This is a genomic window from Emticicia sp. GW821-FHT11C11 (assembly GCF_058808615.1).
Map to the genome: position 1 here is coordinate 247,067 of NZ_JBXARV010000001.1, position 26,916 is coordinate 273,982.

Annotated in this window: 22 protein-coding genes; 10 read left to right on the top strand and 12 right to left on the bottom strand. The window is 40.6% G+C overall.

Annotated elements, in window-relative coordinates:
- Positions 1–5: 5 nt before the first annotated feature.
- Complete coding sequence (locus AC1RRY_RS00970) at positions 6–1,385, bottom strand: dipeptidase (RefSeq protein ID WP_492818884.1); 1,380 nt, start codon at positions 1,383–1,385, stop codon at positions 6–8.
- Positions 1,386–1,521: 136 nt separating this feature from the next.
- Positions 1,522–2,124: a glycerol-3-phosphate 1-O-acyltransferase PlsY gene (gene plsY / locus AC1RRY_RS00975; protein ID WP_492818882.1), complete on the bottom strand. Its 603-nt coding sequence runs from the start codon at positions 2,122–2,124 to the stop codon at positions 1,522–1,524.
- A 361-nt stretch (positions 2,125–2,485) separates the two neighbouring features.
- Here plsY and AC1RRY_RS00980 point away from each other — a divergent pair, with 361 nt between their 5' ends.
- Entirely contained in the window at positions 2,486–3,874 is a 1,389-nt protein-coding gene (locus tag AC1RRY_RS00980; protein ID WP_492818880.1) for an MATE family efflux transporter, read from the top strand.
- Positions 3,867–4,466: a ribonuclease HII gene (gene rnhB, locus AC1RRY_RS00985; RefSeq protein ID WP_492818878.1), complete on the top strand. Its 600-nt coding sequence runs from the start codon at positions 3,867–3,869 to the stop codon at positions 4,464–4,466. Before AC1RRY_RS00980 ends, rnhB begins: the two co-directional genes overlap by 8 nt.
- A 52-nt stretch (positions 4,467–4,518) precedes the next feature.
- On the opposite strand, the gene AC1RRY_RS00990 is transcribed toward rnhB, so the two are convergent.
- Entirely contained in the window at positions 4,519–5,355 is an 837-nt protein-coding gene (locus AC1RRY_RS00990) for a sugar phosphate isomerase/epimerase family protein (RefSeq protein ID WP_492818876.1), read from the bottom strand.
- A 173-nt stretch (positions 5,356–5,528) separates the two neighbouring features.
- Positions 5,529–6,311 carry a TIGR00266 family protein gene (locus AC1RRY_RS00995; protein WP_492818874.1) on the bottom strand — a complete coding sequence of 261 codons (783 nt, stop codon included), beginning with the start codon at positions 6,309–6,311 and terminating at the stop codon, positions 5,529–5,531.
- A 247-nt stretch (positions 6,312–6,558) separates the two neighbouring features.
- Here AC1RRY_RS00995 and AC1RRY_RS01000 point away from each other — a divergent pair, with 247 nt between their 5' ends.
- Positions 6,559–6,978 (top strand): hypothetical protein, encoded by a 420-nt coding sequence (locus AC1RRY_RS01000; RefSeq protein WP_492818872.1) that lies wholly within the window; start codon positions 6,559–6,561, stop codon positions 6,976–6,978.
- A gap of 43 nt (positions 6,979–7,021) precedes the next feature.
- Here the strand turns inward: AC1RRY_RS01000 and AC1RRY_RS01005 are convergent, their stop codons facing one another.
- Both AC1RRY_RS01005 and AC1RRY_RS01010 read right to left on the bottom strand, forming a co-directional pair.
- Positions 7,022–7,324 (bottom strand): YtxH domain-containing protein, encoded by a 303-nt coding sequence (locus AC1RRY_RS01005; RefSeq protein WP_492818870.1) that lies wholly within the window; start codon positions 7,322–7,324, stop codon positions 7,022–7,024.
- A gap of 203 nt (positions 7,325–7,527) precedes the next feature.
- Positions 7,528–11,175: a T9SS type A sorting domain-containing protein gene (locus AC1RRY_RS01010; protein ID WP_492818868.1), complete on the bottom strand. Its 3,648-nt coding sequence runs from the start codon at positions 11,173–11,175 to the stop codon at positions 7,528–7,530.
- A 438-nt stretch (positions 11,176–11,613) separates the two neighbouring features.
- Between AC1RRY_RS01010 and AC1RRY_RS01015 the strand changes: the two genes are divergently transcribed.
- Positions 11,614–12,282: a YdcF family protein gene (locus tag AC1RRY_RS01015; protein ID WP_492818866.1), complete on the top strand. Its 669-nt coding sequence runs from the start codon at positions 11,614–11,616 to the stop codon at positions 12,280–12,282.
- Between the two features lie 66 nt (positions 12,283–12,348).
- On the opposite strand, the gene AC1RRY_RS01020 is transcribed toward AC1RRY_RS01015, so the two are convergent.
- Positions 12,349–12,711 (bottom strand): CoA-binding protein, encoded by a 363-nt coding sequence (locus AC1RRY_RS01020; RefSeq protein ID WP_492818864.1) that lies wholly within the window; start codon positions 12,709–12,711, stop codon positions 12,349–12,351.
- A gap of 207 nt (positions 12,712–12,918) precedes the next feature.
- On the opposite strand from AC1RRY_RS01020, the gene AC1RRY_RS01025 reads away from it, so the two are divergent.
- Complete coding sequence (locus AC1RRY_RS01025; protein WP_492818862.1) at positions 12,919–13,500, top strand: NUMOD4 domain-containing protein; 582 nt, start codon at positions 12,919–12,921, stop codon at positions 13,498–13,500.
- Positions 13,501–13,626: 126 nt separating this feature from the next.
- On the opposite strand, the gene blaOXA is transcribed toward AC1RRY_RS01025, so the two are convergent.
- A complete protein-coding gene (gene blaOXA, locus AC1RRY_RS01030) occupies positions 13,627–14,415 on the bottom strand; it encodes a class D beta-lactamase (RefSeq protein ID WP_492818860.1) in 789 nt (262 codons plus the stop codon).
- Between the two features lie 189 nt (positions 14,416–14,604).
- Here blaOXA and moaD point away from each other — a divergent pair, with 189 nt between their 5' ends.
- Together moaD and AC1RRY_RS01040 are read left to right on the top strand one after the other, a co-directional pair.
- Entirely contained in the window at positions 14,605–14,847 is a 243-nt protein-coding gene (moaD, locus tag AC1RRY_RS01035) for a molybdopterin converting factor subunit 1 (RefSeq protein ID WP_492818858.1), read from the top strand.
- A gap of 12 nt (positions 14,848–14,859) precedes the next feature.
- The gene (locus tag AC1RRY_RS01040; protein WP_492818856.1) at positions 14,860–15,276 is read left to right on the top strand and encodes a molybdenum cofactor biosynthesis protein MoaE; all 417 of its coding nucleotides are present in this window, start codon (positions 14,860–14,862) and stop codon (positions 15,274–15,276) included.
- 40 nt (positions 15,277–15,316) lie between these two features.
- Here the strand turns inward: AC1RRY_RS01040 and moaC are convergent, their stop codons facing one another.
- Both moaC and AC1RRY_RS01050 read right to left on the bottom strand, forming a co-directional pair.
- Positions 15,317–15,799, bottom strand: coding sequence for a cyclic pyranopterin monophosphate synthase MoaC (gene moaC / locus AC1RRY_RS01045; RefSeq protein WP_492818854.1), 483 nt, complete (start codon positions 15,797–15,799; stop codon positions 15,317–15,319).
- Positions 15,800–15,846: 47 nt separating this feature from the next.
- Positions 15,847–17,745: a RecQ family ATP-dependent DNA helicase gene (locus AC1RRY_RS01050; protein ID WP_492818852.1), complete on the bottom strand. Its 1,899-nt coding sequence runs from the start codon at positions 17,743–17,745 to the stop codon at positions 15,847–15,849.
- A 307-nt stretch (positions 17,746–18,052) separates the two neighbouring features.
- Here AC1RRY_RS01050 and AC1RRY_RS01055 point away from each other — a divergent pair, with 307 nt between their 5' ends.
- Entirely contained in the window at positions 18,053–20,737 is a 2,685-nt protein-coding gene (locus AC1RRY_RS01055; protein ID WP_492818850.1) for a T9SS type A sorting domain-containing protein, read from the top strand.
- Between the two features lie 131 nt (positions 20,738–20,868).
- Entirely contained in the window at positions 20,869–22,173 is a 1,305-nt protein-coding gene (dacB, locus tag AC1RRY_RS01060) for a D-alanyl-D-alanine carboxypeptidase/D-alanyl-D-alanine endopeptidase (protein WP_492818848.1), read from the top strand.
- On the opposite strand, the gene AC1RRY_RS01065 is transcribed toward dacB, so the two are convergent.
- A complete protein-coding gene (locus tag AC1RRY_RS01065) occupies positions 22,174–23,019 on the bottom strand; it encodes a PIG-L deacetylase family protein (RefSeq protein WP_492818846.1) in 846 nt (281 codons plus the stop codon).
- A 119-nt stretch (positions 23,020–23,138) separates the two neighbouring features.
- On the opposite strand from AC1RRY_RS01065, the gene AC1RRY_RS01070 reads away from it, so the two are divergent.
- Positions 23,139–24,356 carry an anhydro-N-acetylmuramic acid kinase gene (locus AC1RRY_RS01070; RefSeq protein WP_492818844.1) on the top strand — a complete coding sequence of 406 codons (1,218 nt, stop codon included), beginning with the start codon at positions 23,139–23,141 and terminating at the stop codon, positions 24,354–24,356.
- Between the two features lie 88 nt (positions 24,357–24,444).
- On the opposite strand, the gene AC1RRY_RS01075 is transcribed toward AC1RRY_RS01070, so the two are convergent.
- Entirely contained in the window at positions 24,445–26,904 is a 2,460-nt protein-coding gene (locus tag AC1RRY_RS01075) for a phosphoenolpyruvate carboxylase (RefSeq protein WP_492818842.1), read from the bottom strand.
- Positions 26,905–26,916: the final 12 nt, after the last annotated feature.

Sequence of the window (26,916 nt, forward strand, 5' to 3'; positions counted from 1 at the left end):
TAATTTTATTTCATTAATTCCGCATAATGCTTATAAAACAGAGGAATGGTTTCGATGCCCTTATAGAAATTGACTAAGCCATAATGCTCGTTAGGAGAGTGCAGCGCGTCAGAATCAAGCCCAAAACCGAATAAGATAGATTTCAGGCCCAGTTCTTTTTCGAAAAGCGCAACAATCGGGATACTGCCTCCCCCGCGGGTAGGTACAGGTTTTTTACCAAAGGCTTCTTCCATAGCCAGCATAGCAGCCTTATAGCCGGCTGAATCGGTTGGTGTAACATAGGGCTGGCCTCCGTGGTGGCGAGTGACAGTTACCTTTACGGTCGGTGGCGCAATGGCTCTGAAATGGGCATCAAACAATCCGGCTATTTCTTCCCAATCCTGATCAGGCACCAGACGCATGGATATTTTAGCGAATGCTTTAGACGGTAAAACAGTTTTTGAACCTTCGCCGGTATAGCCTCCCCAGATACCGTTTACATCCAGTGTAGGGCGGATAGATGCACGTTCACGGGTTGTATAGCCTTTTTCTCCTGCTACTTCCGCAATGTCAAGGTCGGCTTTATATTCTTCCAGGCTGAATGGTGCTGCTTCGAGGGCCTCTCTTTCTTCGGGTGTTAAATCAACTACCTTATCATAAAAGCCCTTTACGGTTATTTTACCGTCGGCGTCGTGCATAGAGGCAATCATCTGACACAGAACATTGACAGGATTAGCCACCGCGCCGCCGTAAACGCCCGAGTGCAAATCACGATTCGGGCCGGTAACGGATACTTCCATGTAAGTTAGTCCACGTAGACCGGTTTCTACTGAGGGTATATCATTGGCAATGATTGAAGTATCTGAAATCAAAATGACATCAGCCTTCAGTTTTTCTTTATTTTCTTTTACAAAAGTTCCTAAGTTTTCAGACCCAACTTCTTCTTCACCCTCAAACATAATCTTCACATTACACGGCAGCTGTCCTTCGGCCAGCATCATTTCAATGGCTTTCACGTGCATGTATATCTGTCCTTTGTCGTCACATGAACCACGGGCGAAAATCGCTCCTTCGGGATGTATCTTCGTTTTTTTGATGGTAGGTTCAAACGGAGGAGAATCCCATAACTCATAAGGGTCGGCAGGCTGCACATCGTAGTGCCCGTAAACCAGAATGGTGGGTAAAGAAGTATCCGTTATTTTTTCGGCATATACTACCGGCTGGCCTGCTGTTGGGCATATCTCAACTTTGTCGAGCCCTGCTTCCAGTAATCGTTCTTTAATGTATTCAGCGGCACGAATCATATCAGGCTGAAATTTAGAGTCGGCACTGACAGACGGAATCCTCAGGAAATCAAACAACTCGTTTAAAAAGCGGTCTTTGTTCTGGTTGATGTAAGTACTCATATGTTTATGTTGAAGAACCCCGCAAAACGGGGCAGATGTTTTGTTTGTCAGGAATTAAAAAGCAAAAAATTCCCTGTTCTTTTACACAAAGTAAAAGAATTGCCGGACAGAATACAAGGGATTTAAGTACCCGCTTTTATTTCTTCGCCCCGACTTTATTTTCGGTTCCTGTCATTAAACGCTGAATATTGTGGCGATGCGTGTAGACCAGAATCAGGAATAAAATGACGGCAAAAGCAAGGTAATAGGGGTTCTGGTCAGGGTTAATTCCCCAGACATTGAACACGATTTGCAGCGGGAAAAACAAGGCGCTTAGCATAGCACCGAGAGATACATATTTGGTAGTGAAGACAATAATCAGAAAAACAGCCACACAGATAATAACTGTGTATGGAAATGAGGCCGCTATAACTCCTAAAGCAGTTGCCACTCCCTTGCCACCTCTGAACTGCGCAAACACCGGAAACAAATGACCGATTACTGCAGCTATACCCATTAACAGGAAAAGGTATTCGTTGGTGTCAGCAAATAGTAATGGAGCCGCTTTAACGGCTAAAAAACCTTTGAAAAAGTCTATAATGAGAACGATAATGCCTGCTTTGCGGCCGAAGGTACGTAAGGAATTGGTTGCCCCGGCATTGCCACTGCCATGTTGACGGATGTCTACTCCATGAAAAATTCTACCATACCAAACAGCAGTGGGTATTGATCCCAGCAAATAGGCTAAAATGACGCCCATCAATATCATACAATTTCTTTAGTTTAAAGGATGAAGGTACAAAGCTATGAAATATTGTGAGATTTGAAGATTTAAAAAATCATTAAAAAGTATAAAACACTTATAATGAGTTATTTATGTCGTAAAATTCTCCAAAACAAATTGTATATTTCACTTAAACAGTATTCGTGCATACTATCTTTTTAATTAAGCATTCAATCCAATGAAACAGAATCCGAACGACTTAATGACAGACAAACAAAGGTTTTATTTTTTTCAACAAATCATAAATCTTTTTTGGCAGGATGCTGTTGTCTGCAAGGCTGTGTGCTATATTGCGTAGCAGATCCTTTTTGTATTTCTGCCATAGTATTAACATCAGATGAACATAAATGTATTGCCTCCCGCTTTTCGGGAGGAGGCAAAAAAAACGATATTTCTCGCTGTGCCCATTATTGTGGCGCAACTGGGGTCTATATTAATGGGGGTAACCGATAATATTATGGTCGGGCACTACCTCGGTAAAATCGGCTTGGGAGTAGCTGGTATAGCTAATTCTATTGCCTATGTGATTTCTTCTATCGGAGTCGGTGGGCTGGCGGTTGTTGCGCCGCTTATTTCGAAGGCAAAAGCAGAACGGAACACATCTGAAGTGAACCGGCTGTTTCGTGCGGCCCTGTGGGCGGCAGGCTGGTTTGGCCTTTTTATGTGTATAATCGGGTTTCTCTGTATTTCATTCTTTGAGGTTTTCCAGCAATCGGCCGAAATCAATGCGAAATCTCCTGCGTTTATGGGCATCGTTCTGATTTCCAATGTATTTACATTCCTGTTTATAGCCTCTAAACAATTATCTGACGGCCTTTCAAAAACCAAGGTTGCCATGATGATTACCATCATAGGGCTGGTAGTCAATTTTGTGCTGAATGTGCTTTTAATCAATGGCTATCTGGGTTTTCCGAAATTAGGGCTCAATGGCTCGGCGGTTTCTACGCTCATTACTAAGGCGCTTATGTTTTTAGTGATGCTTTTGTATCTTTATAAGGCAAGCGCTTTCAGCGAATACCTCAAGAGGAAATATAATCCATTGCCGGTCGGAGATCTGGTAAAGTTGATTTTTAAGATAGGAGTGCCCAGTGGCCTGCAGTTTTTCTTTGAGATTGCTGCTTTTTCATTGGCAGTAATAATGATGGGTTGGTTAGGAGAAACCCAACTGGCAGCACATCAGATAGCCATTAATATAGCGGCAACCACTTATATGATGGCATCAGGATTGGGTGTGGCTGGAGCCATCAGGGTAGGCGAAGGCAGAGGTTTGAAGAGTATCCGGAGAATAAAAACATCAGGCAATGTGGCACTGGTGTTAGTTGTCACCTTTATGACACTCATGATGATACTCATTATTGTGTTGAATCGTTTTCTGGTGGGGCTATATATATCAGATGCCGATGTAATAGCACTGGCTGTTCAATTGATGCTGATAGCGGCAGTATTTCAATTATCTGACGGCATTCAGGTTGTGGCACTGGGTATTCTGAGAGGCATTGCCGATGTGAATATTCCGACCTGGATTACCATGTTTGCCTATTGGGTTGTAGCTTTGCCTTTGGGTTATTTTTTAGGGTTTACATTAAAGCAGGATGCCGTTGGTATCTGGATTGGCCTTTGGGCTGGTTTAACGATGTCAGCCATACTCCTGACCATAAGATTTTACTACATGGTTGGTAAGCTGAAAAAGACAGAACTTTACAGATTAAAAACGCAAAATGCTTAAAAGCTACGAGCCACTCAGATCATATTATAATGAAAATCTTATAGAGGCCGGTCTTGACGAGGCCGGCAGAGGCTGCCTGGCTGGGCCGGTGGTAGCTGCTGCCGTGATTTTGCCTCAGGATTATAAGCACAGCTGGCTTAATGATTCCAAACAGCTAAGCAAAAGCCAGCGGAACGGTCTGAGAGAAGAAATCATGAAAGATGCTATCGCCTATCATGTAGCCGAAGCGTCAGAAGCAGAGATTGATAAAATTAATATTTTAAAAGCCAGTTTTCTGGCTATGCACAGGGCAGTGGAAGCGCTGACAATACGGCCCGAACATCTGCTGATTGATGGCAACCGCTTTGTGCCTTATCCGCTGATTCCGCATACCTGTATTGTAAAGGGCGACTCTAAATTTTTGTCGATAGCTGCTGCATCTATACTTGCAAAAACCTATCGTGATGATTTGATGGAAAAACTGAGTGCAGAGTACCCGCACTATAACTGGCACGTAAACGCCGGGTATCCGACCATACATCATCGCAATGCCATTCTGGAACATGGGCTTACGCCCTATCACAGGCTTACATTCAGAGGTGTTAAACAATAAAACCCTTGCAACATTTAAGTCTGCAAGGGTTTTTTATATAAAAAGGCGATTCTTAGAATGACAGATTTTTAAGATAAGCCGCATCATTTTTCATACTTTCAATCGGGCTTACCGGATACTGCTCCTGCTCAACCAGATAATATTTGATACCGGCATCTTTAGCTGCACGAATCAATTGTTTGTAGTCAATGATACCTTTCTCCAAATCAGTTTGTTTCGGTTTAGGGTCTTTGGTTTCCAATTGCTTGATGTGGCAAAGTTCGTAGCGTTTGCCATATTCTTTCAAGTGAGCCAATGTGTCTTCGCCAGAGGCCTCAATCCAGCACATATCTAACTCGAAACATACAATAGATGGGTCGGTGTTTTCTAATAAAATACGTTGGCCTTTCACACCGTTGGCATTCTGGAACGAATACGAGTGGTTATGGTAACCGTAACGCAAACCGTATTTTTTGCAGGTTTCACCATGTTGGTTAAATGCCTCAGCTTTCTTTTTCCAGGCATCTGCTGATGGCTGCATACCAATAGCAGGACAGATCACATAGCTCAAACCGGCTTCAGCGCATTTGGCAATCATTTCTTCGTTGGTATCAGGCAAGCCCAGGTGAGTACTTACCATTTTCACGCCGATATCAGACAAATAAGCTTTGGCTTCTTTGGGTGTCATACCCCATAGCGGGTCTTTCGAATAGCTTTCAAAATATTTATAGCCCATGTCGGCCAGTTGTTTCATATAGCCTCTAGGATCTTTAGGCAACACATCACGGATACTGTAAAGCTGACAACCAAATTGTTTTAAGGTAGCTTTGGCGTCTACTCTGTTAGCTACAAGCGCCAGAGCTGCCAAAGAAGCAGATTGTTGCAGGAATTTTCTGCGGTTAATATTCATAGTTTTGAAAGAAGGTTTGATTGTTTAAAAGACACGGCAAGTTAGCAGATTTTATAGAACCAGCAGAAGTATAATTGTGATTTTTTTGTGAAAAAATTGCAGAAATTTTTTTTCCATGAAAAAAGGCACAAGCTTTATCTGCCCGTGCCTTTGGATAGGATGCCCCTGAAACCTTAGCTCTCAAATATATTACCTATTCCACCAAGAATAGAGCCGCTTTCTTTGCTGCTGTTACCACCATGAGGCGACAAACGCTGAATCAATTTAGAAATTGGTAAAGACTGTATCCACACTTTTCCTGTACCACGCAGTGTAGCCAAGAATAGCCCTTCCCCTCCAAAAATCATTGATTTCAGATTACCGGCACGCTCAATGTCAAATTGAAGCTGCGGCTCAAAACCCACCACACATCCGGTGTCAATACGTAGAGTTTCATTGTTCAACTGGCGCTCAATTACTACCCCGCCGGAGTGTATAAATGCCATGCCGTCGCCTTGTATTTTCTCCAGAATAAAGCCTTCACCGCCAAAGAAGCCCGAACCCAAACGCTGATTGAAATGAATAGAAATGCTTGTACCCATGGCGGCACATAAGAATGCATCTTTTTGCACAATCAGTGTATTACCCATTATCTTGGCCAGATCAACCGCTTTGATTGTACCCGGATACGGTGCCGCAAAAGCTACTTTGCGCTTAATGGTTGGCACACGATTAGTAAAGTGAGTCATGAAGATAGACTCGCCCATCAGAGCACGTGAGCCGGCCTGTAACAATTTACCGAAAAGACCTTGCTGCGGCTGCGAACCATCACCCATTTTGGTTTCGAACTGTATACCGTCTTCCATATAAAGCATGGAACCGGCTTCGGCAATTACGGTTTCATAAGGGTCCAGTTCGATTTCGACAATCTGAATGTCTTCGCCAAATATTTTGTAATCAATTTCGTGAGAACGCATGTCAGTATAATTGGGTTAATAATTTTGTGACGAATATATAAGTTTGCCTGCATAAGTTTCAAAAAAAACTACATAAAAGGGCATGTTTGCTGAAGGAGTGGTCATTTTTTGAATATTTTAATGGTGTTCCAACCATTTAACTTTATTGCGTATCCTTCTAATGGATGCAAAGTTTTTACAGCAAAGCCAGGTATAATGGTTTTGAACCAAACGCAGAATCTGATAATTTTAAAATTTAAGAAGCTTTATGAAAAAGTTAATGGTAATTATGATGGTTGCAATGGCAACTGCTTGCTCAAAAGATGTAACAACAGAACCCAGAGCAAATTTAGGTGGTGTAATTGAAACGTCTTACTCGAAAGCGGTAGTTCTGCAGGAAGGAGTTTCGGTAACTGTAACTAAAATAGAAGACAGCCGTTGTCCTAAAAATGTGGTGTGCGTTTGGGCAGGTATGGTAAAAATCTATTTTAATGTAACCGAAAACAACGTTACAAAAGAAGCTTCGGTTGAATTGTATACCGATAAAACCAAAGAGCCTAAAACCACGGTTGAATTGAATGGTACTACCTACTCAATTGAAGTAACAGAAGTATCGCCGTATCCGTCAACTACTGACCCGATCAGTCTTGAAGATTACAGAATTAGTTTTACTATCAAAAAGGTGTAAAAATAAAGGAAAGCCGGTATCAAGACCGGCTTTCCTTGCTTCATCATGCCTGTGGTTCGTCTGATGGCGAAGTAGGGTTCTGAGTGGTCTTACCGAATAAGTCCTGTAAGAATTTCTCAATACCCGGAAAATACTCTTTCAGTGTCTCCGAGCCCTCGGTTTTCAGTTTCTCAAAATACTCCGGTGCTTTATCAATGACTCCTTCGGCCTCGTCTTTAAACTGACCGGCCTTTTGTTTCAGGCTTTCCAATGCTTTTTCTCCTTCTTCGGTCTGTAAATATTTGTGCAATGCTACACCTGCGGCTGCTCCGAGTACAAAGGTAGCTAAGTGTTTTGCGTTGATCATAATTCTCCTGGATTTAAATGTTAATATCAGAACTAGCCTTTTAAAATGTTTTCTGATAACTAACCACCCTGCTGTATTGTTTACTTATTGGCTTAGTATTTTGTTATCATTATAATAATTGCATTTAACGCTTCTTTAGAACCGTCAGGCTGTTAGAAAAATTAACATTTGAAGAGAATGTGTTTCAAAACTATTGCAAAAAATCACTCTTTTATAAATCTCTTAGAATAGTCGCCCATACTGGTTCTCAATCTTATAATATACTCTCCTGCAGGTAAACTTTCAGTCTTAATGGTACCTGTTATTTCTTTATTTGTATAATCAATCGCTTGATTGTAAAGTTTATGACCCTTTATGTTATAAATCTCAACAACGGTTTTTCCTGAAGACGCTATATTCGTAATCAATCTGTAAGTAATGTTGTTTTCTACTTTATTAGGATAGATTAATAAAGAAGATTGAGAGTTGTCTACAATGAAGAAATTGTCATTAATAGTAAAGCTACTGGTTCCAGAGCAATTAATAGCGGTTGAAGAGCCGGAAGCTGGGCAGGAAACAGTAAAAGGAACGGTTACTATACAACCTGTTGTGTTATTTTTAATAAATAGAGTATGATTTCCAACAGATAGGTGCTGCCACCAGAAGAGGTAAGGGACAAACTTGAGGTTATCACCGGTTGAACCAAAAGTGAAAGCTATACTGTTTTCGCAGCCATCTACATTATAAGAGAAGTTATTATTTCCACCTGAAATAAGTACGCCTTCAATAATATAACTACTACAGTTATAATCTACATTAGAAGCTGTGAAATTACAATTTCCACCGGTTTCACAACTGGAAATGGTTACAGAACTGGTAACACTATTACATCCGGTTTTATTAACAGTTACAGTATATGTACCTGCACTGCTTACATTAATGCTGCTTCCGGTTGCCCCGTTATTCCAGGTGTAACTGAGCCCGGTCAGGTTAGCGGGAGCAACGTTGGCTGTCAGCGTTACAGATTGCCCATTGCATACCTGATTGCCCGAAGTTGAGATACTTACCGAATTGGCACAACTGATAGGAGAGCAATTAATAGCAGTCGAAGAGCCGGAAGCCGAGCAGGAAACAGTAAAAGGAACGGTTATTATACAACCTGTGGTGTTATTTTTAATAAATAGAGTATGATTTCCAACGGCTAGGCGCTGCCACCAGAAGAGGTAAGGGACAAACTTGAGGTTATCACCGGTTGAACCAACGCTGGAAGCTATACTGTTTTCGCAGCCATCTACATTATAAGAGAAGTTATTATCTCCACCTGAAATACTTACGCCCTCAATAATATAACTATTACAGTTATAATCTACATTAGAAGCTGTGAAATTACAATTTCCACCGGTTTCACAACTGGAAATGGTTACAGAGCTTGTAACACTATTACTACATCCGGTTTTATTAACAGTTACAGTGTATGTACCTGCACTGCTTACATTAATGCTGCTTCCGGTTGCCCCGTTATTCCAGGTGTAACTGAGCCCGGTCAGATTAGCGGGAGCAACGTTGGCTGTCAGCGTTACAGATTGCCCATTACATACCTGATTGCCCGAAGCTGAGATACTTACCGAATTGGCACAACTGATAGGAGAGCAATTAATAGCGGTTGAAGAGCCGGAAGCTGAGCAGGAAACAGTAAAAGGAACTGTTACAATACAACCTGTTGTGTTATTTTTAATAAATAGAGTATGATTTCCAACGGCTAGGCGCTGCCACCAGAAGAGGTAAGGGACAAACTTGAGGTTATCACCGGTTGAACCAACGCTGGAAGCTATACTGTTTTCGCAGCCATCTACATTATAAGAGAAGTTATTATCTCCACCTGAAATACTTACGCCTTCAATAATATAACTATTACAGTTATAATCTACATTAGAAGCTGTGAAATTACAATTTCCACCGGTTTCACAACTGGAAATAGTTACAGAGCTTGTAACACTATTACTACATCCGGTTTTATTAATAGTTACAGTGTATGTACCTGCACTGCTTACATTAATGCTGCTTCCGGTTGCCCCGTTATTCCAGGTGTAACTGAGCCCGGTCAGGTTAGCGGGAGCAACGTTGGCTGTCAGCGTTACAGATTGCCCATTGCATACCTGATTGCCCGAAGTTGAGATACTTACCGAATTGGCACAATTATTTTCGATTAAGTAATCTTCTATTAATGTAAAGTTTGCCGGATTTGCTACCTGAACATAACTATCATATCCATTATTTATAACATCAGATAAGTTAATAGAATAGGATGCAACCGGAGTTATGGTAGGTACCGGACTGCTCAATTTAGAAAGCACTTCTGCATCTATTGTGTTTAGATTATTATTATTATTAAAATCAAAATTCATTAATGATACTAAGATTGCGCCACTATCAAACGATTGCATAATCTGTGCTTTCTGATTCGTCGCTCCAGGCTCATACGCTACTTCGTTCATTATCCATTTATTATTTCCCACATTAGATCGTAATAAATCCATTGAAAATCTGGAATTGTAGGTAGGAGCATCATTTACTTTTATGCCATCAATATTGGGTCCTATAAGACTTTTGAAAGCATAGGTTCCTCTTCTCAAACTCATGTCGTCAAAAACTGAACCATGGGAGTTAATAATTTTTACATTCGAAACATTAAGAATATTAGATAATCCGTTACGAATGCTTGCAGCAATTTCATTCGAATAGTTTTTTAAAACATAGGTTCTGAATTGGAACCAGTCTTTTCCGTCTTGTCCATTTAAAAAGGCTGTTTTAAGAGTACCATTTTGCGGAAGTTTTGGATTAGCTGTCGATAAAGTAACAGAGGGATTATTCCATGCGGTTCTTAAATTAGCATCGTTCTGATACTTTGTTGTCAGCCAGTTTCTGTATTTGCTTATCATTAATGCTGAATAATCATATAGGGCGTCAACTTCTGAATTCAAGCACTTTGAGGTGCTAAAAAAATACTCAAACTCTTGTGTGGGAGTATTTGCATGAGTAATAAATAAAACATTGCCAGACGAGAATGCATTCTTTATTGCAGTAGTAGCGTTAAAATGTTCCAGTAGGGCTTGAACGAAATTCTTTCTGCTCTGGATTATTTCATCGTCAGACAGGCTTCGTTCTCTATAGAACTCTCCACCAGTATACGTATGGTGCAGTTTTATTGTATTATCAGAGGGAGTAAAACCTTTCATCCAGTTTTGGTCCGAAGCATAATTTGAATTACATTCCTCAGCAGTTGGAACATATGTCTCCAGAAAATAGATTCTGAATGCAACCTTCATATTTTTGCTTAAACAACTCATAATAATTTGATCAAGCATACTCCAGTTGTTATTATCTGTCTTTTGATTTACAGTAATCTCAACAGTATTTATTCCTATCTGGCTCGCACTATTAATTCGGCTTAAAATAGTATTAATATCACCCTCATGTCGGAGTATGGTTAGTGATAAGTATCTTTCGGGGTTTGTGAGGCTATATTCTCGTTTTGGTTCAAGGAGTCTGTCGTTCAACTTATTCATAAGTTGAGGTTCACTAGCATGATTGAAAAATAAAGAGGAAGTAGGCCGGCTAATAAATTTTGGTTTTTTAACGGAATTTGCAATGTCTAAGATATCTGTAGAAGAAGTTTCAATTTTACCAGGTATGCTTCTGGAATTGCTCAAATAACGGCCGATCTTTGTCGGCTTTAATCCCATCAAGATATTGGGAGAATTAGATGAAATAAGGGTGCTGTTGTCGGATAAATGATTTTCAGTTGTTTGTACTGAAAAGGAGCTTGAAAAAAACAAAAAAAGAAGACAAATAAGGTTAGTCACGATTTTCATAATAAATGGATTTGTTTAAAAGTTAGCAAAATGTATAAAACAGCTTAAAAGATATTTTACTTTACAAGTTTAAAAACAAACAGATTTTTTATTATATCAATTTATCAGATGTGTTTCGAAATATACTAATTAATTGAGAGATTACTCATTTTAAAATGGATAATAATTCTTGCATTATCTGAAGCGTTTTTATATCAATAATGATGTTCTGATAACCCAATGCCCTCCATCCATTGAATTTTGCAGGCGTCAGATTAATGAATGCTTAAAACAGATTTTACATTGCATTTAGCTGGTTTGAAAATATCGGAGGAATGCCTCATAAGATGAAAGTCTGTCAATGGCTTTCATCAATTTCTGACGAAATTATGGAGTAAAAGTATCAATAATTTAGTGTGGTAATGTATAATTTTGCCCATAGATAAATAATACAGATAAATGGCTGAAAACTTAATTGACGATTACGCACGAATACTTTTTGATTATCATTTTCTGAAGCAGCCGTTAAAAAAGGCAGATTGTATTTTTGTATTGGGTAGCCACGACCCCAGCGTGGCCGATTACGCTGCTCAGTTGTATCACGAGGGGTATGCACCTTACATTATTTTTTCAGGCGGAGTGGTGAGACCAGCAGGAGAGTTGAGAAATACAGTGCCCAAAACGGAAGCAGAAGCATTTTTTGATATAGCTGTTAAGTATGGAGTACCTGCCGAAGCCATCCTGTTGGAAAACGAAGCTACCAATACCGGTGAGAATTTCATATTCACAAAAAAACTGTTATCGGCAAAGAATCTGACTTTCAAGAGTTTTATTCTCGTACAAAAACCGTATATGATTCGCCGGAGCTATGCCACAGCTATGGTTCAGTTCAGAGAATTTGATTTTCTGGTTTCGGCTTTACCAGATACTTACGATTCATATCTGACCCGTTGTTTGGCAGGCGGTATCAGTAAAGAACGGGTAATCAGTAATATGACCGGTGATTTGCAAAGGCTGAAAATTTATCCTGACAAGGGTTTCCTGATAGCCATGGATATACCTGCTGAAGTATGGATGGCTTATGAAAAACTTATTGAAGCCGGATTTGAAGGGCGTATGGCCACCTGAGTTTTCCGTCTGATAAAATAATCAGCTAAAAAAGGGTCGGTTCTATTTGAAAATAAAATTTGAGAATTAATATTGTCCTGTTGAAAGCATAACAAGTGTACAGGCCTCCAGCGGTTCAATATTGTTTTTAGTGAGTAAATTCTCGAATTCAGGGTTTTCTGTACCCGGATTAAAGATTACTCTTTTGGGTTTTAAACCTACAATGTAATCATAGTACTCAGGTTGGCGTTTCGGACTGATATACATGGTTACTGTGTCGATACCTTCAAGGTTTTGTTTATTGATAAGTATTTCTTTGTTTCCGATTTTTCCTGTGTCTCTGCCTATCAATTCAATTTCGTGGCCATGATTCAATAATCTGTTGGCAGCTAAAAAAGCATAACGTGTGGGGTCAGTAGATGCTCCTATAATTAAAGTTTTTTTGGACATAGTTTTGCTGTATTATATAATTAAAACATCTGTGGAACAGTCTTTCGTTCCTTAAGATTAGACTAAAGCGGTATATCTGAAACAATTTTTTACCAAAAATGTTGTTATTATGCCAAGATAATCCTAACTCTTGATTTTAGTAAACCACTTTTTTGCTGGCATACTTTTTTATACTCATTAGATAGTTAAGATTAAATATTTTTAGTGATGAACAGAGGACTGAATAGTGAAAAAAATGCCCTTTGGGCAGAACGATGGACACCAGTTGTCATTGATGTAGAGGGAGTTGAGAACCCACCCCGTTATGAAGTCTCAAATTTTGGCCGACTCCGTAGTTTGCAGGGAGATGTGAAAGGTACAATCATTAAAGGATCGGTTATTCAGGGGTACAGATCTCTGAACGTAAGATTACCCAAAGGAAAAACGTTTAATCGCTATATCCATAAGCTGGTGGCAGAAACCTTTGTCAAAAGAGATAGTCCTGACCACAAATTTGTTATTCATTTGGATTACGACAAAGTGAATAATCATTTTGAAAACCTGAAATGGGTAACTAAAGATGAAATGGTAGAGCATAACCGCGAGAATCCGGCAGTAAAGAATAAGCCGATTCCGAGAAATACCAAAAACTATAAGCTCACCGAAACCAAAGTGCGCATGATAAAAAAGATGCTGCAAAACGAAAATACCCGCCTGAAAATGATAGCCAAACAATTTGGTATTACACATACGCAACTGAATCGCATACGTTCAGGTGAGAACTGGGGACATTTAAAAATTGATGAATAAGCATATATTTCTACGAGTTGCTATTACTGGTCTTCTACAAAAAAAGAACAACGGCAACGTTGTTCTTTAGTATATTCCATAACTTAAGTATCATGTTGAACTTCTCAGCAGGTATGCGGCAGGCATTTAAAGAATGTTCAGCTTTTTTAGTATCTTGTTGGTAATCTCAATTCTGTCAGCTCCGAAAGAAGCCATCTTTTTGTCCACAGGTTTGTATACTCTGGTAGCAAAAAAATAGGTATTACTTTTTGTTTCTATATACCCTACATACCAGCCTATATCGTTTGGTGGTGTGTCAGACCACCCTGTTTTACCTCTCAATATGTAGTCAGGGGTTTCTTCTCGAATCATTATTTTCTTTACAATAGCAAAATTTCTTTTAGAAAAAGGCAGTTTCTCTTCATGAAGTTTTACTAAAAATTCGAGTTGATTTTTAGGAGAAATAAGCAGACTCGAACCAAGCCAGTAGGTGGTTAGCCCGCCACTCATATCGCGGTTGCCGTAATCACAGGCTTTCAGGTAGTTCCGGTAGTTTTCTTCGCCTATTCTCCTGGCCATTTCCTGATAGAACCATACAGTAGAGTTTTTGAATGCATTCTTCAGATCATGGTCGGCATTCCAGGCATTCTGCGAGCGTTTCTGCCCGTCCCATTTAAGCACTTCGTTTTCGTCTTTAATGGCTCCTGTTTCAAGAGCAATCAGGGAGTTCGGAATTTTATGTGTAGAGGCCGGCGAAGTAGGTTTCAGGAATTCAGCCTTGTCGCTGACAATATATTCTTTCTTTTTATAGTCATAAAGAAAGAATCCGCCTTCAAGGTCTTTTTCTTTAAAATACTGGCTGAAATCCTGCACTTTCTGTGAGAAAACATCAAACAGACAACCAAGGATAAAAATAAAAGTGAGTAGTTTTTTCATTCTAGCAAAGCACGAATTAAATTTGGATAGATTTCTAACAAAAATACAATACCTGCCCGGAAGTATTGGCAGAAGCAATTAGATTTTTGAAGATATTTATACTTCAGAAAACAGAGTAAAAATTCATAATGTTAAGATAGAAGTCAGGTATGAAATCCGGAGAATGAATTGTTAAAAAGAGATTGAAATATGAACCTGAAAGTATTGTGTTTCGGAATTACCCGTGATATTATAGGGCAGTTTGAATATAAAATGGCGCTTCCCGCCGAAGCAACTGTGGCAGACCTGAAAGCGCAACTTTCGAGTCAGTTTCCTGACTTTGCAAAACTGAAATCTTTACGCATTGCACTGAATGAAGCATATGCCGAAGATGCCATGCCATTGAAAGAAAACGACGAAATAGTGCTGATTCCACCGGTGAGCGGAGGGTAAAACTTGTAACAAATGATAGACATCCAATTATTGCGTACGCCTCTCTCTGAACAGGAATGCTTCGACTTCGTAAAAACAGACGACACAGGCGGAATAGTAACTTTTGTGGGAACTGTAAGGAATCAGACGAAAGGCAAAGCCGTTATAAGGCTGGAATTTGAGGCGTATGAACCTATGGCTATTTCTGAAATGAAGAAAATAGCGATTGAAGCCGTAGAGAAGTTTTCTCTTAAAAAAATTGCCGTGCATCACAGAACAGGCACATTGGCAATAGGAGAGGTGCCGGTAGTAATAGCCGTATCTGCTGCACATAGAAAAGCAGCCTTTGATGCCTGCGAGTTTGTAATAGATACCTTGAAAGAAACGGTGCCTATCTGGAAAAAGGAAATCTTTGAAGATGGTGAAGTATGGGTGTCTGCCACACCTTGACCAACCTTTGCGTTTTACAAATTGCTGCTGTTCTTTTAGCTCACGCAAACTCTAACTTAAAGTCGCGCTTACCTCCGGTTTTTTCAACCAATCGTGTTTCTTTGATGACAATATTGTGTGAGAAAGCCTTGCACATATCATAAATTGTCAATGCGGCTATGCTGGCACCGGTAAGGGCTTCCATCTCAACGCCAGTTTTTCCGGTAAGAGACGCCGTGCACTCAATTACAATTTCCTTTTGCTCATTCAGAAATATCGTTACCTGACAGTTCTCAAGCCCAAGCGGATGGCAAAGGGGAATCAGTTCGCCTGTCCGTTTAGCGGCCATTACGCCCGCAATAATAGCGGTCTGAAATACCGGCCCTTTTTTAGTGTGTATTTCATCGCTCTGAAGTCTTTCCAGAATTTCTTCATCCAGCACTACAATGCTGCGTGCTCTGGCCAGGCGTCTGGTGATTTTCTTCTCTCCGACATCAACCATTGACGGATTCCCGCTTGTATCAATATGTGTAAATTCAGACATGTTTTTTTCTTATTTAATACTGTATCTTATAGGAACCCAGCTAAATGCTATCTCTTTTGTAAAATACCCAGTTCACTATACCAGACTTCTTCATTTTCTATCATTTTTCTGATAACCTCGGCAACAAAATCCTTATTGTCAAAAAAATGATAATCCATTACCTGAGTGATATTTGCCGGTAGTATCTCCATGATTTTCTGTCGGTATTGGGAGTAAACGTCGAAAGGTACGTCACGTTTTTTACGTTTCAGACAATTATCACAAATACCGCAGGTGGCTTCGGTAAACTCGTCGAAATACTCCTGCAGAAATTGCATGCGGCATCGGCGTTCTTCCCGGGCAAACTGTATGGCGGCTTCCACTTTTTCTATTTCTTTCTTTTTGCGTCTCTCAAATTCTACCCGGTTAATAGAAAGATAATTGGCATCTTGCCTTGCCGTAAGAAAAGTAAGTTGGGGGGTGCTTTTCTGTTTCTGGTAGGTAGCTATCCCTGCCTGGTGCAGATAAACGAGCATTTTCTCTACTTCGCCTGGCTGGGCAAAGAAATTCTTGCCAATGGCACTTTCAGAAATGGTTGTGTAGTCGGTAAATAACTGGCCACCATACATGCGCAACAAGACCTTCGTAAATTTATCGTAATTCTCGTTTTTGAGCTGAAAATTATAGAGTTCGTGGTTATCAACCTTAAAATGCAGTTTTGAAGGACTAAAGTATGAATCGCTCAATTGAATAAGTCCCTCGTCTTCCAGTTTTTTCAAGGCGTGGTGGGTATCATTAGGCACTAACCCAAAAGTGCTTATAAACTCCTGAAAATCAAAGTCGTAGCTTTCATAGTTTTCTGCCCCTGCTGCCAGACCGAAATAGTTAGCCAGTGCCTGATACGTTCTTCTGAGCGTTTCAATGGGTGGATATTTTTGCTCAACCTGTTTGTAGGCATCGTTTAAATCTGCCTTGAAATACAAAAGAATGGCATAAGCTTTCAGTCCGTCGCGACCAGCTCTTCCGGACTCCTGATAATACGCTTCCAGATTCTCGGGTAGATCCAGATGGATGACAACCCGTACATCGGGCTTGTCGATACCCATACCGAAAGCATTAGTGGCCACAATTACCCTCACCTGATTTTTTATCCAGGCTTCCTGTTTCTTAAACCTGTCGGGCATTGAAAGCCCCGCATGGTAATACTCTGAACGAATCCGGTTGCTATTCAGCCAGTCTGAAATCTCTTTGGTTCTTCTGCGGTTTCTTACGTAAATAATAGCAGTGCCTTCCACCCGTTGAAGGATTTCGAAGAGCTTACGCTCCTTGCTTTCTTCAAGAAATGCAGAGTATGAAATATTAGGCCGTGCAAAACTCTGCTGGAAAACCTTAGTATTTTGAAAGCCCAGTTTTTGTATAATATCCTGTTTAACATCCTTGGTGGCAGTTGCTGTAAGTGCTATCATCGGAGCTTTAGGCGCAAATTTCCTGAATTCCGGAATTTTAAGATAAGGAGGCCGAAAATCATACCCCCACTGAGAAACACAGTGTGCCTCATCAACTACAAGCAAGCAAACGTTCATGAGTTTGGTTCGCTCCTGCATAATTTCTGTCAGCAGGCGTTCCGGCGAAACATATAAAAATTTGTAATCACCGTATACAAAATTGTCGAGTGTATAATCAATTTCTGTTCGATGCATGCCCGAGTAGATAGCAGCGGCCTTTATACCCCTTCGTTTCAACTGCTCTACCTGGTCTTTCATGAGGGCAATCAATGGTGTGATAACAATACACACACCGGGCATTTGCATGGCAGGCACCTGAAAGCAAATCGACTTTCCACCACCGGTAGGCATAATGGTCAGTGTGTCGCTTCCTTCCAATACCGAAGAGATGATATCTTCCTGTAAAGGACGGAACGAGCCATACTTCCAATATTTCATTAATATTTCTTTGGGTGCTTGCATCGTTCAAAACGTGGTTTCCGTCTATAGTACAAAGATAGAGAGTTCGGTTGTTAATCCGATAGTATTGGCTTTGGGCATAAAATAATTCATACTAACGTATATTCATATTCTGAAATAAAAATGGCTGTTGCACCGATTTGTGTTGGAAATGCAGAAAATCTAATGAATAATTCTAATTTTCGGCCGCTCAAAATTAGTATTATATCCGTCAGAATTTATACCTTGTATAGGAATTCGGCAGCAACCTAAGCGTGATGAATTACGTAATTGAAAAAGACTCTGAAAAACAGGAATTGATTTAGAAAATATGAGAAAAATTTACCTTTCCGGCTTACTATCTCTTATGTTGATGTCAGCATTTGCCCAGAAGCCAATTAAACCACGCAATAGTGACCTGGCCAAATCTAACCCGAATAAAATTGAATTTATGAAGGGTAAGATGATTGTGTGTCCGGGCGACTTTGTGGATGCCAATACGTATGTACCCCCTGCTAAAGAAGTAGAAAAGGCACTGAAAGGGAAAAATCTACGTACAACGGCCAGTTCAACCTTTATTGTTACTTATGAAGGCTTCACTCCGGCTGCTCAACAATCATTTCAGTCAGCGGTAGATATCTGGGCTTCTATTATCAGTTCTCCTGTGCCCATCCGTATTCATGCCATCTGGCACTTTATAGATAGTGGCAATACCAATGGAACTATCTTAGGCCAGGCCAGTCCTTCAGATTATACGCGTAATTTCCCGGGTCAGCAAAAAGCAGGCACATGGTATCCTATTGCTTTGGCAGAGAAAATAGCCGGTCAGGAACTTAACTCGGTAAATGACCCCGATTTAGTAGCAGAATTTAACAGTTCGGCTAACTGGTATCTGGGTACCGGCGCACCCGCCAGAGGCCAGTTTGATTTTGCTGCGGTAGTATTGCACGAGCTTTGCCACGGTTTAGGCTTTACTTCTTCGTTACGCTCAACTACTACGTCATCTTCTGCATCATGGGGATATGACACAGGGTCACCGATTATCTTTGACCAGTTTATAGAAAATGGTACTAACCAACAATTAATTAATACCAGCCTTTTCCCCAATCCTTCGGCGGCATTGCGCCAGCAAATGGTAAGTAATAATCTGTTTTTCCATAGCCCTACTTCTGAAATGAAAGGTGAAGAAAAACCAAAGCTATATGCACCTACTACCTATCAGTCGGGCTCAAGTGTTTCACACCTTGACGACAATACCTATACCTCGGGTAATCTTAACTCTTTGATGACCTCAGTAGCGAGCCCAAGAGAGGTAATCAGAGATCCGGGACCATTGGTGAGAAACATGTTTGCAGATATGGGCTGGAAAGGTACTTCGTTAATTCATGTACCTTTAAAAAGTATAGAAAATTATGTTTCGACTGTAACAGTCTCTACAACCATTGTAAGCGATACCAGCCTGATTGAAGGCAGTGCCAAACTTTATTATTCAGAAAACGATACCATCAGTAATGCAAAGGTTTTAGAATTGAAACGTGTAGGCTCAACAAACGAGTATACGGCGGTCATTCCTATTACCAGACCAGGCTCTATCATCAGGTATTATCTGACGGTAGATGATAACTACAAGCGTAAAAATATTTCTCCGGCAGAAGCACCTGCGAAAGGATTTTATGGGTTTCAGGTTGGAGAAGCAGATGTTTCGGCACCTTTTGTAAGTGCCAGCCCCCTTACTTTTGTGCCTTCAGCTTCAAAACCTGATGTTTTTGCTAATGTAGAAGACGATTTCTCGCATGGTATAGATACAGTCTATGTAGAGTATCAGGTAAATGGGCAGATGAAACCGGCAGTTGGTTTGAAAAAATACAATCCTGCCACAGACGACAAAGCGTATTCTCAGGGTAGAAACGATGCCTATGCCTATTTGGGCAAAGAATTGTTTGGCACATTACAAAAAGGAGACCGTGTATTGTACAGGATTGTGGCCATTGATAAGTCAAAGAATAAAAATAAAGCCATTATCCCTTCTTATCTGAATACTCCCGGTAAGAATGTAACTTATACACCCGACTATTTTGAGTTTGTTGTAACTGATTTGAACACACAGGAGCCAATCACTACATATAATACCGATTTCAATACGCCAAATTCAGATTTTATAGGAATCGGCGGATGGGATATACGCCAGCCAGCAGGATTTACTGACGGTGCGTTGCATTCGGCGCATCCTTATAAAAACGGCGGTGATGAAAATCTTGAATCTAACACCATGGCTTTATTTTTAAAGCCCATAGAATTAAAGTCTCATAAAGATTCTGCAAATATTACTTTTGATGAGATAGTTTTGGTAGAACCGGGTGCACCTGGCACAGTATTTGGAGACATCAGATTCTTTGATTACGCAGTAGTAGAGGGTTCTTACGACGGTGGGGCCTCGTGGGTGCCGTTTGAAGACGGGTACGATGCCAGCAAGTATAGCGAATGGAAAAATGTTTTTGTTGATTATGAGAAAGGTACCTACATAGGGCCGGATGGACAAGTCGAAGATTCAGAGGATTCCAAAGGTGTAGGAACTCCTGGATTATACAGAACCCGAACCATTAAAATGCTGAACAGCGGAGATTTTCTTGCTGGTGAAGTCATCCTGCTGCGGTTCAGGTTGTTTAGTGACCAGTTAACTCATGGCTGGGGTTGGGCTATTGACAATCTGAAAATCCAGCAAGCGCCTCCGCCGCCTATACTGGCAGTTGAGCCGGGTCTGCAAAAAACAATCACTTTAGCGCCTAATCCATCACCGGATGAAATACAGCTGACAGCCTCTTTACCAAAGCCGGGTCGTGTTAGAATGGAGGTTTTGGGAGCTAATGGCAAAAGAATAATGGAACGGGAGTACCTGACAGACATCAGTATGTTTTACGAGAAAATTGATGTGCGTGACCTGAACGCAGGAACGTATCTGGTTCGTTTACATACAGAAACCGGAACTATCGTGAAAAGATTTGTAGTGAATCGCTAATAAGATTCTGTTTAATAAAAGTAAGGGGTCCGTTTCCGGCTAAGGAGCGGACTCCTTACTTTTATATGAAATAGAGACGTCTATGCTTCTCATTTTATCAATAAAAATGTAAATTGACTCAAAAATCACTTATGCAGAAAATCATCTTTTGGGCGTTTCTGGCCTTTGTAAGTATTTCTTGTACTACGTCGCGCAAATTATCTCATAAACAACCTTATGCCAGGTTGATAGATACTTCAGAAGTATTTGCGCACAACTTTACAGGAATGGCAATTTACGATCCTGCCCAAAAGAAAACACTTTTCGAAAGAAATGCCGATCGGTATTTTACTCCTGCTTCCAATACCAAGCTTTTTACCTTTTATGCCTGCCTGAAAACACTGGGCGATTCGATTCCTGCTTTAAGATATACTATCAATAAAGATTCGCTGGTTTTCTGGGGAACGGGTGACCCTTCCTTTTTTCATCACGATTTAAAAAATACACGGGCCTTTGATTTCCTGAAAAGCCAGAGGGCTGGTAAAGCATTCTTCTATTCTGATGGCAACTTTACGAATCAAGCGATGGGAGATGGCTGGGCATGGGACGATTACAATGATTATTACTCGGCCGAAATTTATGGATTACCCATGTATGGCAATGTGGTGAGAGTGAGTATAGACAAAGGAATCTTTGCCCCACAACCGGTTATTTTCAAAAATAGTTTTTACAAGAAAGAAGAAGGTACAGCCATTCAACGTATTCAGACTGACAATTTGTTTGTATTGCCCAAGTCTGTGCTGCAAAAAACTCAGTATAAGATCGATATTCCTTTTAAAACCTCTACTGCGCTTACCCAGCAATTACTGATGGATACGCTCAGGAAAAACGTAAACTTATTGCACATACCAGTACCGAAAAATGCCAGAACAATCTATAGTATGGCTTCGGAAGATGTATACCGTATGATGATGCAGGAGAGCGACAACATGTTGGCCGAGCATCTTTTATTGCTTTGCGGAGCGGTTTTGAAAGATTCGTTAAACGCTGGCTTTGTAATAAAGACTATTACTGAAAAATACCTGCAGGATTTACCCGATGCACCCAAGTGGGTAGACGGCTCGGGCTTGTCAAGATACAATCTTTTCACGCCGCGATCAATCGTAAAACTTCTTGAAAAGATAAGTGCTGAGATGCCGCAGGAAAAACTATACACCATTTTACCAGCCGGCGGGCAGACAGGAACACTGAAAAATGGCTACAAAACTACCGAGAAACCTTTTATTTTTGCCAAAACCGGGTCATTGGGTGGTGTATATAACTTGAGTGGATATCTGGTTACTAAAAAAGGAAAAACCTTAATTGTGAGCCTGATGAATAATAACTTCAATCAGTCGACAACTAAGGTTCGGAAAGAGGCAGAGAAAGTAATGACCTGGATTTACGAGCATTATTAATTATTTTACCTCTGCGTAATATTCCTTGTCGAAAATTCTATAGTATATCCACGAAGGTATCTTATCAAAATACGGCTGCATATCGTTAAATGTTGGTCTTTGAGAAACATGTAATAGCATAGCCTGCTTTTTGGATTCACCAACCGGAGTGATTTTAACTGCTATGGTGGGTGTTGGCAGAGTAGCATTTTGGCTGAAATTCCTTTTGAAACTTGCTGAAATCTTTTTTGCCGTTTCAATCATAGGTGCAGGCAAGGTAACCTGATAAAGTCTTTTTGGTGAGAATCCGCTCGTTCCTCTTTCTTTCTGGAATATCTCTCGGGTATACTGCGCTATTAACCGATGGTCAGGGTGGCCGTATAAACCAATCACATCATCATAAGTAAATAAAATCGCTGGCTGATAATGCGCTATTTTCTCACGGATTATTTTTTTGAGAGAATCAGCCGGAAGATTTTTAATGCCACTGTCGGGGAAATCCAGAATTTCCTGATTATCAACACCCAATAGTTGCCCTACTGCCCGAAGTTCTTTTTCTCTGATCTTGGCTAATGCCACTTTCTTTTTTACAGGATCTGTTTCATCTACCATCCCATTGCTTCCTCCTGCTTCGCCATGTGTAAAAGTAATCAGGCTTGTTTCTATGCCTTGTTCGTCCAGTAGTTTCAAGGTTCCTGCACTGGTAATTTCGTCGTCAGGATGTGGGAAAATAAACATGACCTTTTCGCCGCTAAAACCATCAGCTAATGGGATGGAATCGTCTTGCAACTGGCTGCGTAAATAAAAGAAAACCCCGGCCAGAATAAGGACAGTAACAATAAGACTATAGAGAATTACTTTTTTCATAGATATGCAGGGTAATGGTTGTAAAAGACAGCTACTAAGCTAAGAAGATAACGCTGTTTTTTCAATCTTAAAGAGTATTTTTGTGAATAACGAGGTAGAAGGAAACATAAGCAAACTCCATGAATCAGAATATTGAAGAGCTTTATCGCAAGGCAGGCAAGAAAGAGAGAACAATTATCGGCCTGATGTCGGGGACATCAATGGATGGTCTTGATATTGCCCTGTGTAAATTCAGAAACAGCGGAGGCGACACAGAGGTGGAACTGCTGGATTTTGATACCATCAGTTTCCCGGAAGATATAAAAGACGAAATACGAAAGGTATTTGCCAGAAAAGAAATAAACTTTCAACAATTGTGTGTGCTGAACCCCTGGATTGGGAATCTTCACGGGCAATTGGTTAATGATTTTCTGAGCAAACGAAATATTAAACCGAAGGAAGTAGATGTAATAGCCAGTCATGGGCAGACGGTATTTCATGCGCCTAAAATTCTACACGGACTTGAGAAATTTCCGAATGCCACGCTTCAGATTGGTGACGGCGACCATCTGGCTGTAAAGACAGGTATCATTACCTTATCCGATTTCCGCCAGAAGCATTGTGCGGCAGGCGGTGAAGGCGCTCCGCTCGCAGTTTATGGCGATTACCTTATTTTCTCGAAACGCGGAGAGAACCGCATTCTACTCAACATGGGCGGTATAGCCAACTTCACTTACTTAGCCGGTAATCTTGATGCCAATGAGGTATTTGCTACCGATACGGGCCCGGGTAATACCTTGATTGATGCCTATGTGAAGAAGCATTTTAACCTGCCTTATGACAAAGATGCTGCAATTGCAGGCACAGGGAACGTAAACAAAACTTTATTACAGACCTTAAAAGAAGATGATTTTTTCGGTAAACCCTTTCCTAAAACTACCGGGCCTGAGTTGTTTAACCTTAATTATTTGGAAAGTGCGCAACGAAGAGTTGCTACAGAACATTTAACGCATGAAGACATACTGGCTACCTTGTGTCGTTTTTCGGCTGAGACCATAGCAGAGGCTATACAAAAACTTACGGCTCAATTGCCGGAATACAAGGCTAGTCCGGCCTCGTTTAAAATTTACGGTAGCGGGGGTGGGGTACATAATCCTTTGATCATGCAATCATTAAAAGAGTTATTGCCTGATTTTGAATTTTATAGAACGGATGATTTGGGGATATCCGGCGATGCGAAAGAAGCCGTATTATTTGCCACCCTTGCTAACGAGGCATTAGCAGGAGGAAAAACCGATTTTGGTTCAAGAAAAGGTGTACCTAGTGTATCGATGGGTAAGGTTTCATTTCCAAAATAAAAAATACACCACCGGAAATAAAACAGCCCCTGCAAAATCTTTAGATTCGCAGGGGCTGTTTCTTAAGTATCAGACAAAACAGTTTACCTTACGCCGAGTTTCTACTGGCATTGATATTGCCAAACAGAGAGCGGGTAACCATTTTTTCGTAAACCAGCCTTAGCTGTTCATCAGTGGTATCTTCAATTTTTTGCAGGGCATACTGCTGAATGGTCAACAATGGCAGTACGATATGCTCCCGGTAATCAATAGAAAGCTTGCTTAACCTTTCATTGGCCATCAAGCTCTCTTCTCCCGACACTAATAGCATATTATTCACACTAAGCTTATATTCGTCATAAAGAACCTGCCAGAAATCACCGTATTCAGGGTCTTTTCTCATGTAATAAGTTAACTGAAAATTGGTTTTGGTCAATGCCATCATGCTGTTTTCTATCAGGGTCTTGAAATAAAGGGAGGTCTGATACAAAACCTTTAAATCTTCCAGACGGCCTTCATCAATCACCTTTTGCAATGCCGTTCCAAAACCGAAATACCCCGGCACATTCTGTTTTAACTGGCTCCACGAACCTACAAACGGGATAGCCCGTAAATCAGATAAAGTCAGTTTTTTACCTGAGCTTCTTTTGCTTGGGCGGCTGCCAATATTGGTAAGGCCGTAATACTTTAAAGGGCTTCTGTTTTCCAGATAGGGTACAAACAAAGGGTGCTCCTTTAGTTCGAAATATTTTTTTACGCCTTCTTCTGCCAATTCGTCAATCAGGTTGCGCTCATGTTTATTAATAACAGACGCATCATCCTGAAATACATCATTAATGATACCCGCTGAAAGCAATTGCTCAAAATTATACATGGCCTGCGAACGAGACCCATACATGGAGGTAATGGTTTGCCCCTGAATGGTTATCTGAATTTCGTTATTGGCAATGGTCGGGCCTTGTGAGGCATAGAACTGATGGGTTTTGCCACCTCCCCGTGCCGGCGGGCCGCCGCGACCATCGAAGAAAATAACCTCAACCTGATTCTTTTTCGATACCCTCGTAAGTTTTTCTTTTGCCTGGTAAATCTCCCAGTTGGCCTTTACATAACCGCCGTCTTTAGTGCCGTCAGAAAAACCCAGCATAATAGACTGCTGATTACTGCGGTGCTCGAGGTGCTTTTTGTAAAAAGGTAACTGGTAAAGGTTCGACATCGTGGTTTGTGCGCTGTCAAGCCCTTCAATGGTTTCAAACAAGGGTAAAATATCAACATTAATGTCTTCTTCTTTATATCCGCAGAAACGGAACAACGCCAGTACTTCCAATACTGAGAAAATAGAGGTTGAATTACTGATAATGTATCGATGGCAGGCTTTTTGACCATTCTGTGTTTGAATTTCCTTAATAATCCGAACGGTTCTGAACGTATCTTTGGTTAGTGCATCTTCAAAATCATCTTCATTGATATCCAACTCATGCTCGGTTAAAAATCTAAGTTTCTCACTGTGGCTCCATTCAGCATAAGGTTTGTCAGAAATACTGTATTTCTGGTTAATCTGCTCCATTACACTTTCATGAATGCTGCTGTCTTGTCTGATATCCAGACTTGCAAAATGCAATCCGAATAGTTTTACCTGCTGAATGAACCGGTCGAGTACATCCAGAAGCAGACCATTATGCTTGATGATAAGTATTTGTCTTACTTCATCCAGCGAACTCAGTAATTCCTGTAGTGTCAGGTCATTTTTCAGACCATTCATGTTGGTGTAAATCCGGTTACTGATGGCTGTCAGTAAGGGCATCACACCTTTGAAAGTAAGCCTGCGACAAATGATTTTAAAATCATTATAATAGCATTTCAGAATACTGGTACGCAGTTCTGTAGAAACCTTTTTAGAGATTTCGGCCGTTACGAAAGGGTTGCCGTCGCGGTCGCCACCCGGCCAGAATCCGAGCTCCAGCACAGGATTAAACCCATGACTGTTGTTCTGAAAATACGTATTCAGTTTTTCGTGTATTTCACCGATTACCTGATAATACACATGGCGCAGGTAAAATATAATACTTTGAGCTTCTTCAAGAGGAGTCGGCTTTTGCTCGTTGATAAATGGGGTTTTCCCTAATTGCTGAAGCAACGAGTCTATGCCGTTAATATCATTTTTAGGAATAAGTTGCTCTAAATCCTGAATAATACGCAACACACTGCTGGGATAAAACTGGGTAGGATGAGCCGTAAAAACAATACGAACTTTGAAATTCTGTAGTTTTTTCTGTACCTCTGCCAGTTTATTTTGTTGTTTGGCCAGTTCCAACGTGCTTGACAACGTGCCTTTACTGTTTAAAGGATACAGTTTTTCAAAAGCAGAGTCTTCAACGCTGTCAAATAATACTACCTGCCGCTCTATGTAAGTAATGAAACGGAACAAAAGATCTATTTTTTCCTTTTCTTCCTTGATAGAAGTATATTGCTTGAAAAAACTATCGATGATCTCCCTCGGTTCTTTGCCTTCTTCGAAACCCGTCTCTGATATATCATGCAAAAAAGGCATTAATTGACCAATCTTAGTCATTTTATCATAAGG

Coding starts and splice junctions, on each gene's coding strand:
- AC1RRY_RS01015 (WP_492818866.1), top strand. CDS start 11,614: ATGGCTGAAAACTTAATTGACGATTACGCACGAATACTTTTTGATTAT.
- AC1RRY_RS01005 (WP_492818870.1), bottom strand. CDS start 7,324: ATGATCAACGCAAAACACTTAGCTACCTTTGTACTCGGAGCAGCCGCA.
- AC1RRY_RS01050 (WP_492818852.1), bottom strand. CDS start 17,745: ATGCAAGCACCCAAAGAAATATTAATGAAATATTGGAAGTATGGCTCG.
- rnhB (WP_492818878.1), top strand. CDS start 3,867: ATGCTTAAAAGCTACGAGCCACTCAGATCATATTATAATGAAAATCTT.
- AC1RRY_RS01065 (WP_492818846.1), bottom strand. CDS start 23,019: ATGAAAAAAGTAATTCTCTATAGTCTTATTGTTACTGTCCTTATTCTG.
- moaD (WP_492818858.1), top strand. CDS start 14,605: ATGAACCTGAAAGTATTGTGTTTCGGAATTACCCGTGATATTATAGGG.
- AC1RRY_RS00995 (WP_492818874.1), bottom strand. CDS start 6,311: ATGCGTTCTCACGAAATTGATTACAAAATATTTGGCGAAGACATTCAG.
- AC1RRY_RS01020 (WP_492818864.1), bottom strand. CDS start 12,711: ATGTCCAAAAAAACTTTAATTATAGGAGCATCTACTGACCCCACACGT.
- AC1RRY_RS01075 (WP_492818842.1), bottom strand. CDS start 26,904: ATGACTAAGATTGGTCAATTAATGCCTTTTTTGCATGATATATCAGAG.
- AC1RRY_RS01000 (WP_492818872.1), top strand. CDS start 6,559: ATGAAAAAGTTAATGGTAATTATGATGGTTGCAATGGCAACTGCTTGC.
- dacB (WP_492818848.1), top strand. CDS start 20,869: ATGCAGAAAATCATCTTTTGGGCGTTTCTGGCCTTTGTAAGTATTTCT.
- AC1RRY_RS01055 (WP_492818850.1), top strand. CDS start 18,053: ATGAGAAAAATTTACCTTTCCGGCTTACTATCTCTTATGTTGATGTCA.
- AC1RRY_RS00970 (WP_492818884.1), bottom strand. CDS start 1,385: ATGAGTACTTACATCAACCAGAACAAAGACCGCTTTTTAAACGAGTTG.
- blaOXA (WP_492818860.1), bottom strand. CDS start 14,415: ATGAAAAAACTACTCACTTTTATTTTTATCCTTGGTTGTCTGTTTGAT.
- AC1RRY_RS01070 (WP_492818844.1), top strand. CDS start 23,139: ATGAATCAGAATATTGAAGAGCTTTATCGCAAGGCAGGCAAGAAAGAG.
- moaC (WP_492818854.1), bottom strand. CDS start 15,799: ATGTCTGAATTTACACATATTGATACAAGCGGGAATCCGTCAATGGTT.
- AC1RRY_RS00990 (WP_492818876.1), bottom strand. CDS start 5,355: ATGAATATTAACCGCAGAAAATTCCTGCAACAATCTGCTTCTTTGGCA.
- plsY (WP_492818882.1), bottom strand. CDS start 2,124: ATGGGCGTCATTTTAGCCTATTTGCTGGGATCAATACCCACTGCTGTT.
- AC1RRY_RS00980 (WP_492818880.1), top strand. CDS start 2,486: ATGAACATAAATGTATTGCCTCCCGCTTTTCGGGAGGAGGCAAAAAAA.
- AC1RRY_RS01025 (WP_492818862.1), top strand. CDS start 12,919: ATGAACAGAGGACTGAATAGTGAAAAAAATGCCCTTTGGGCAGAACGA.
- AC1RRY_RS01040 (WP_492818856.1), top strand. CDS start 14,860: ATGATAGACATCCAATTATTGCGTACGCCTCTCTCTGAACAGGAATGC.
- AC1RRY_RS01010 (WP_492818868.1), bottom strand. CDS start 11,175: ATGAAAATCGTGACTAACCTTATTTGTCTTCTTTTTTTGTTTTTTTCA.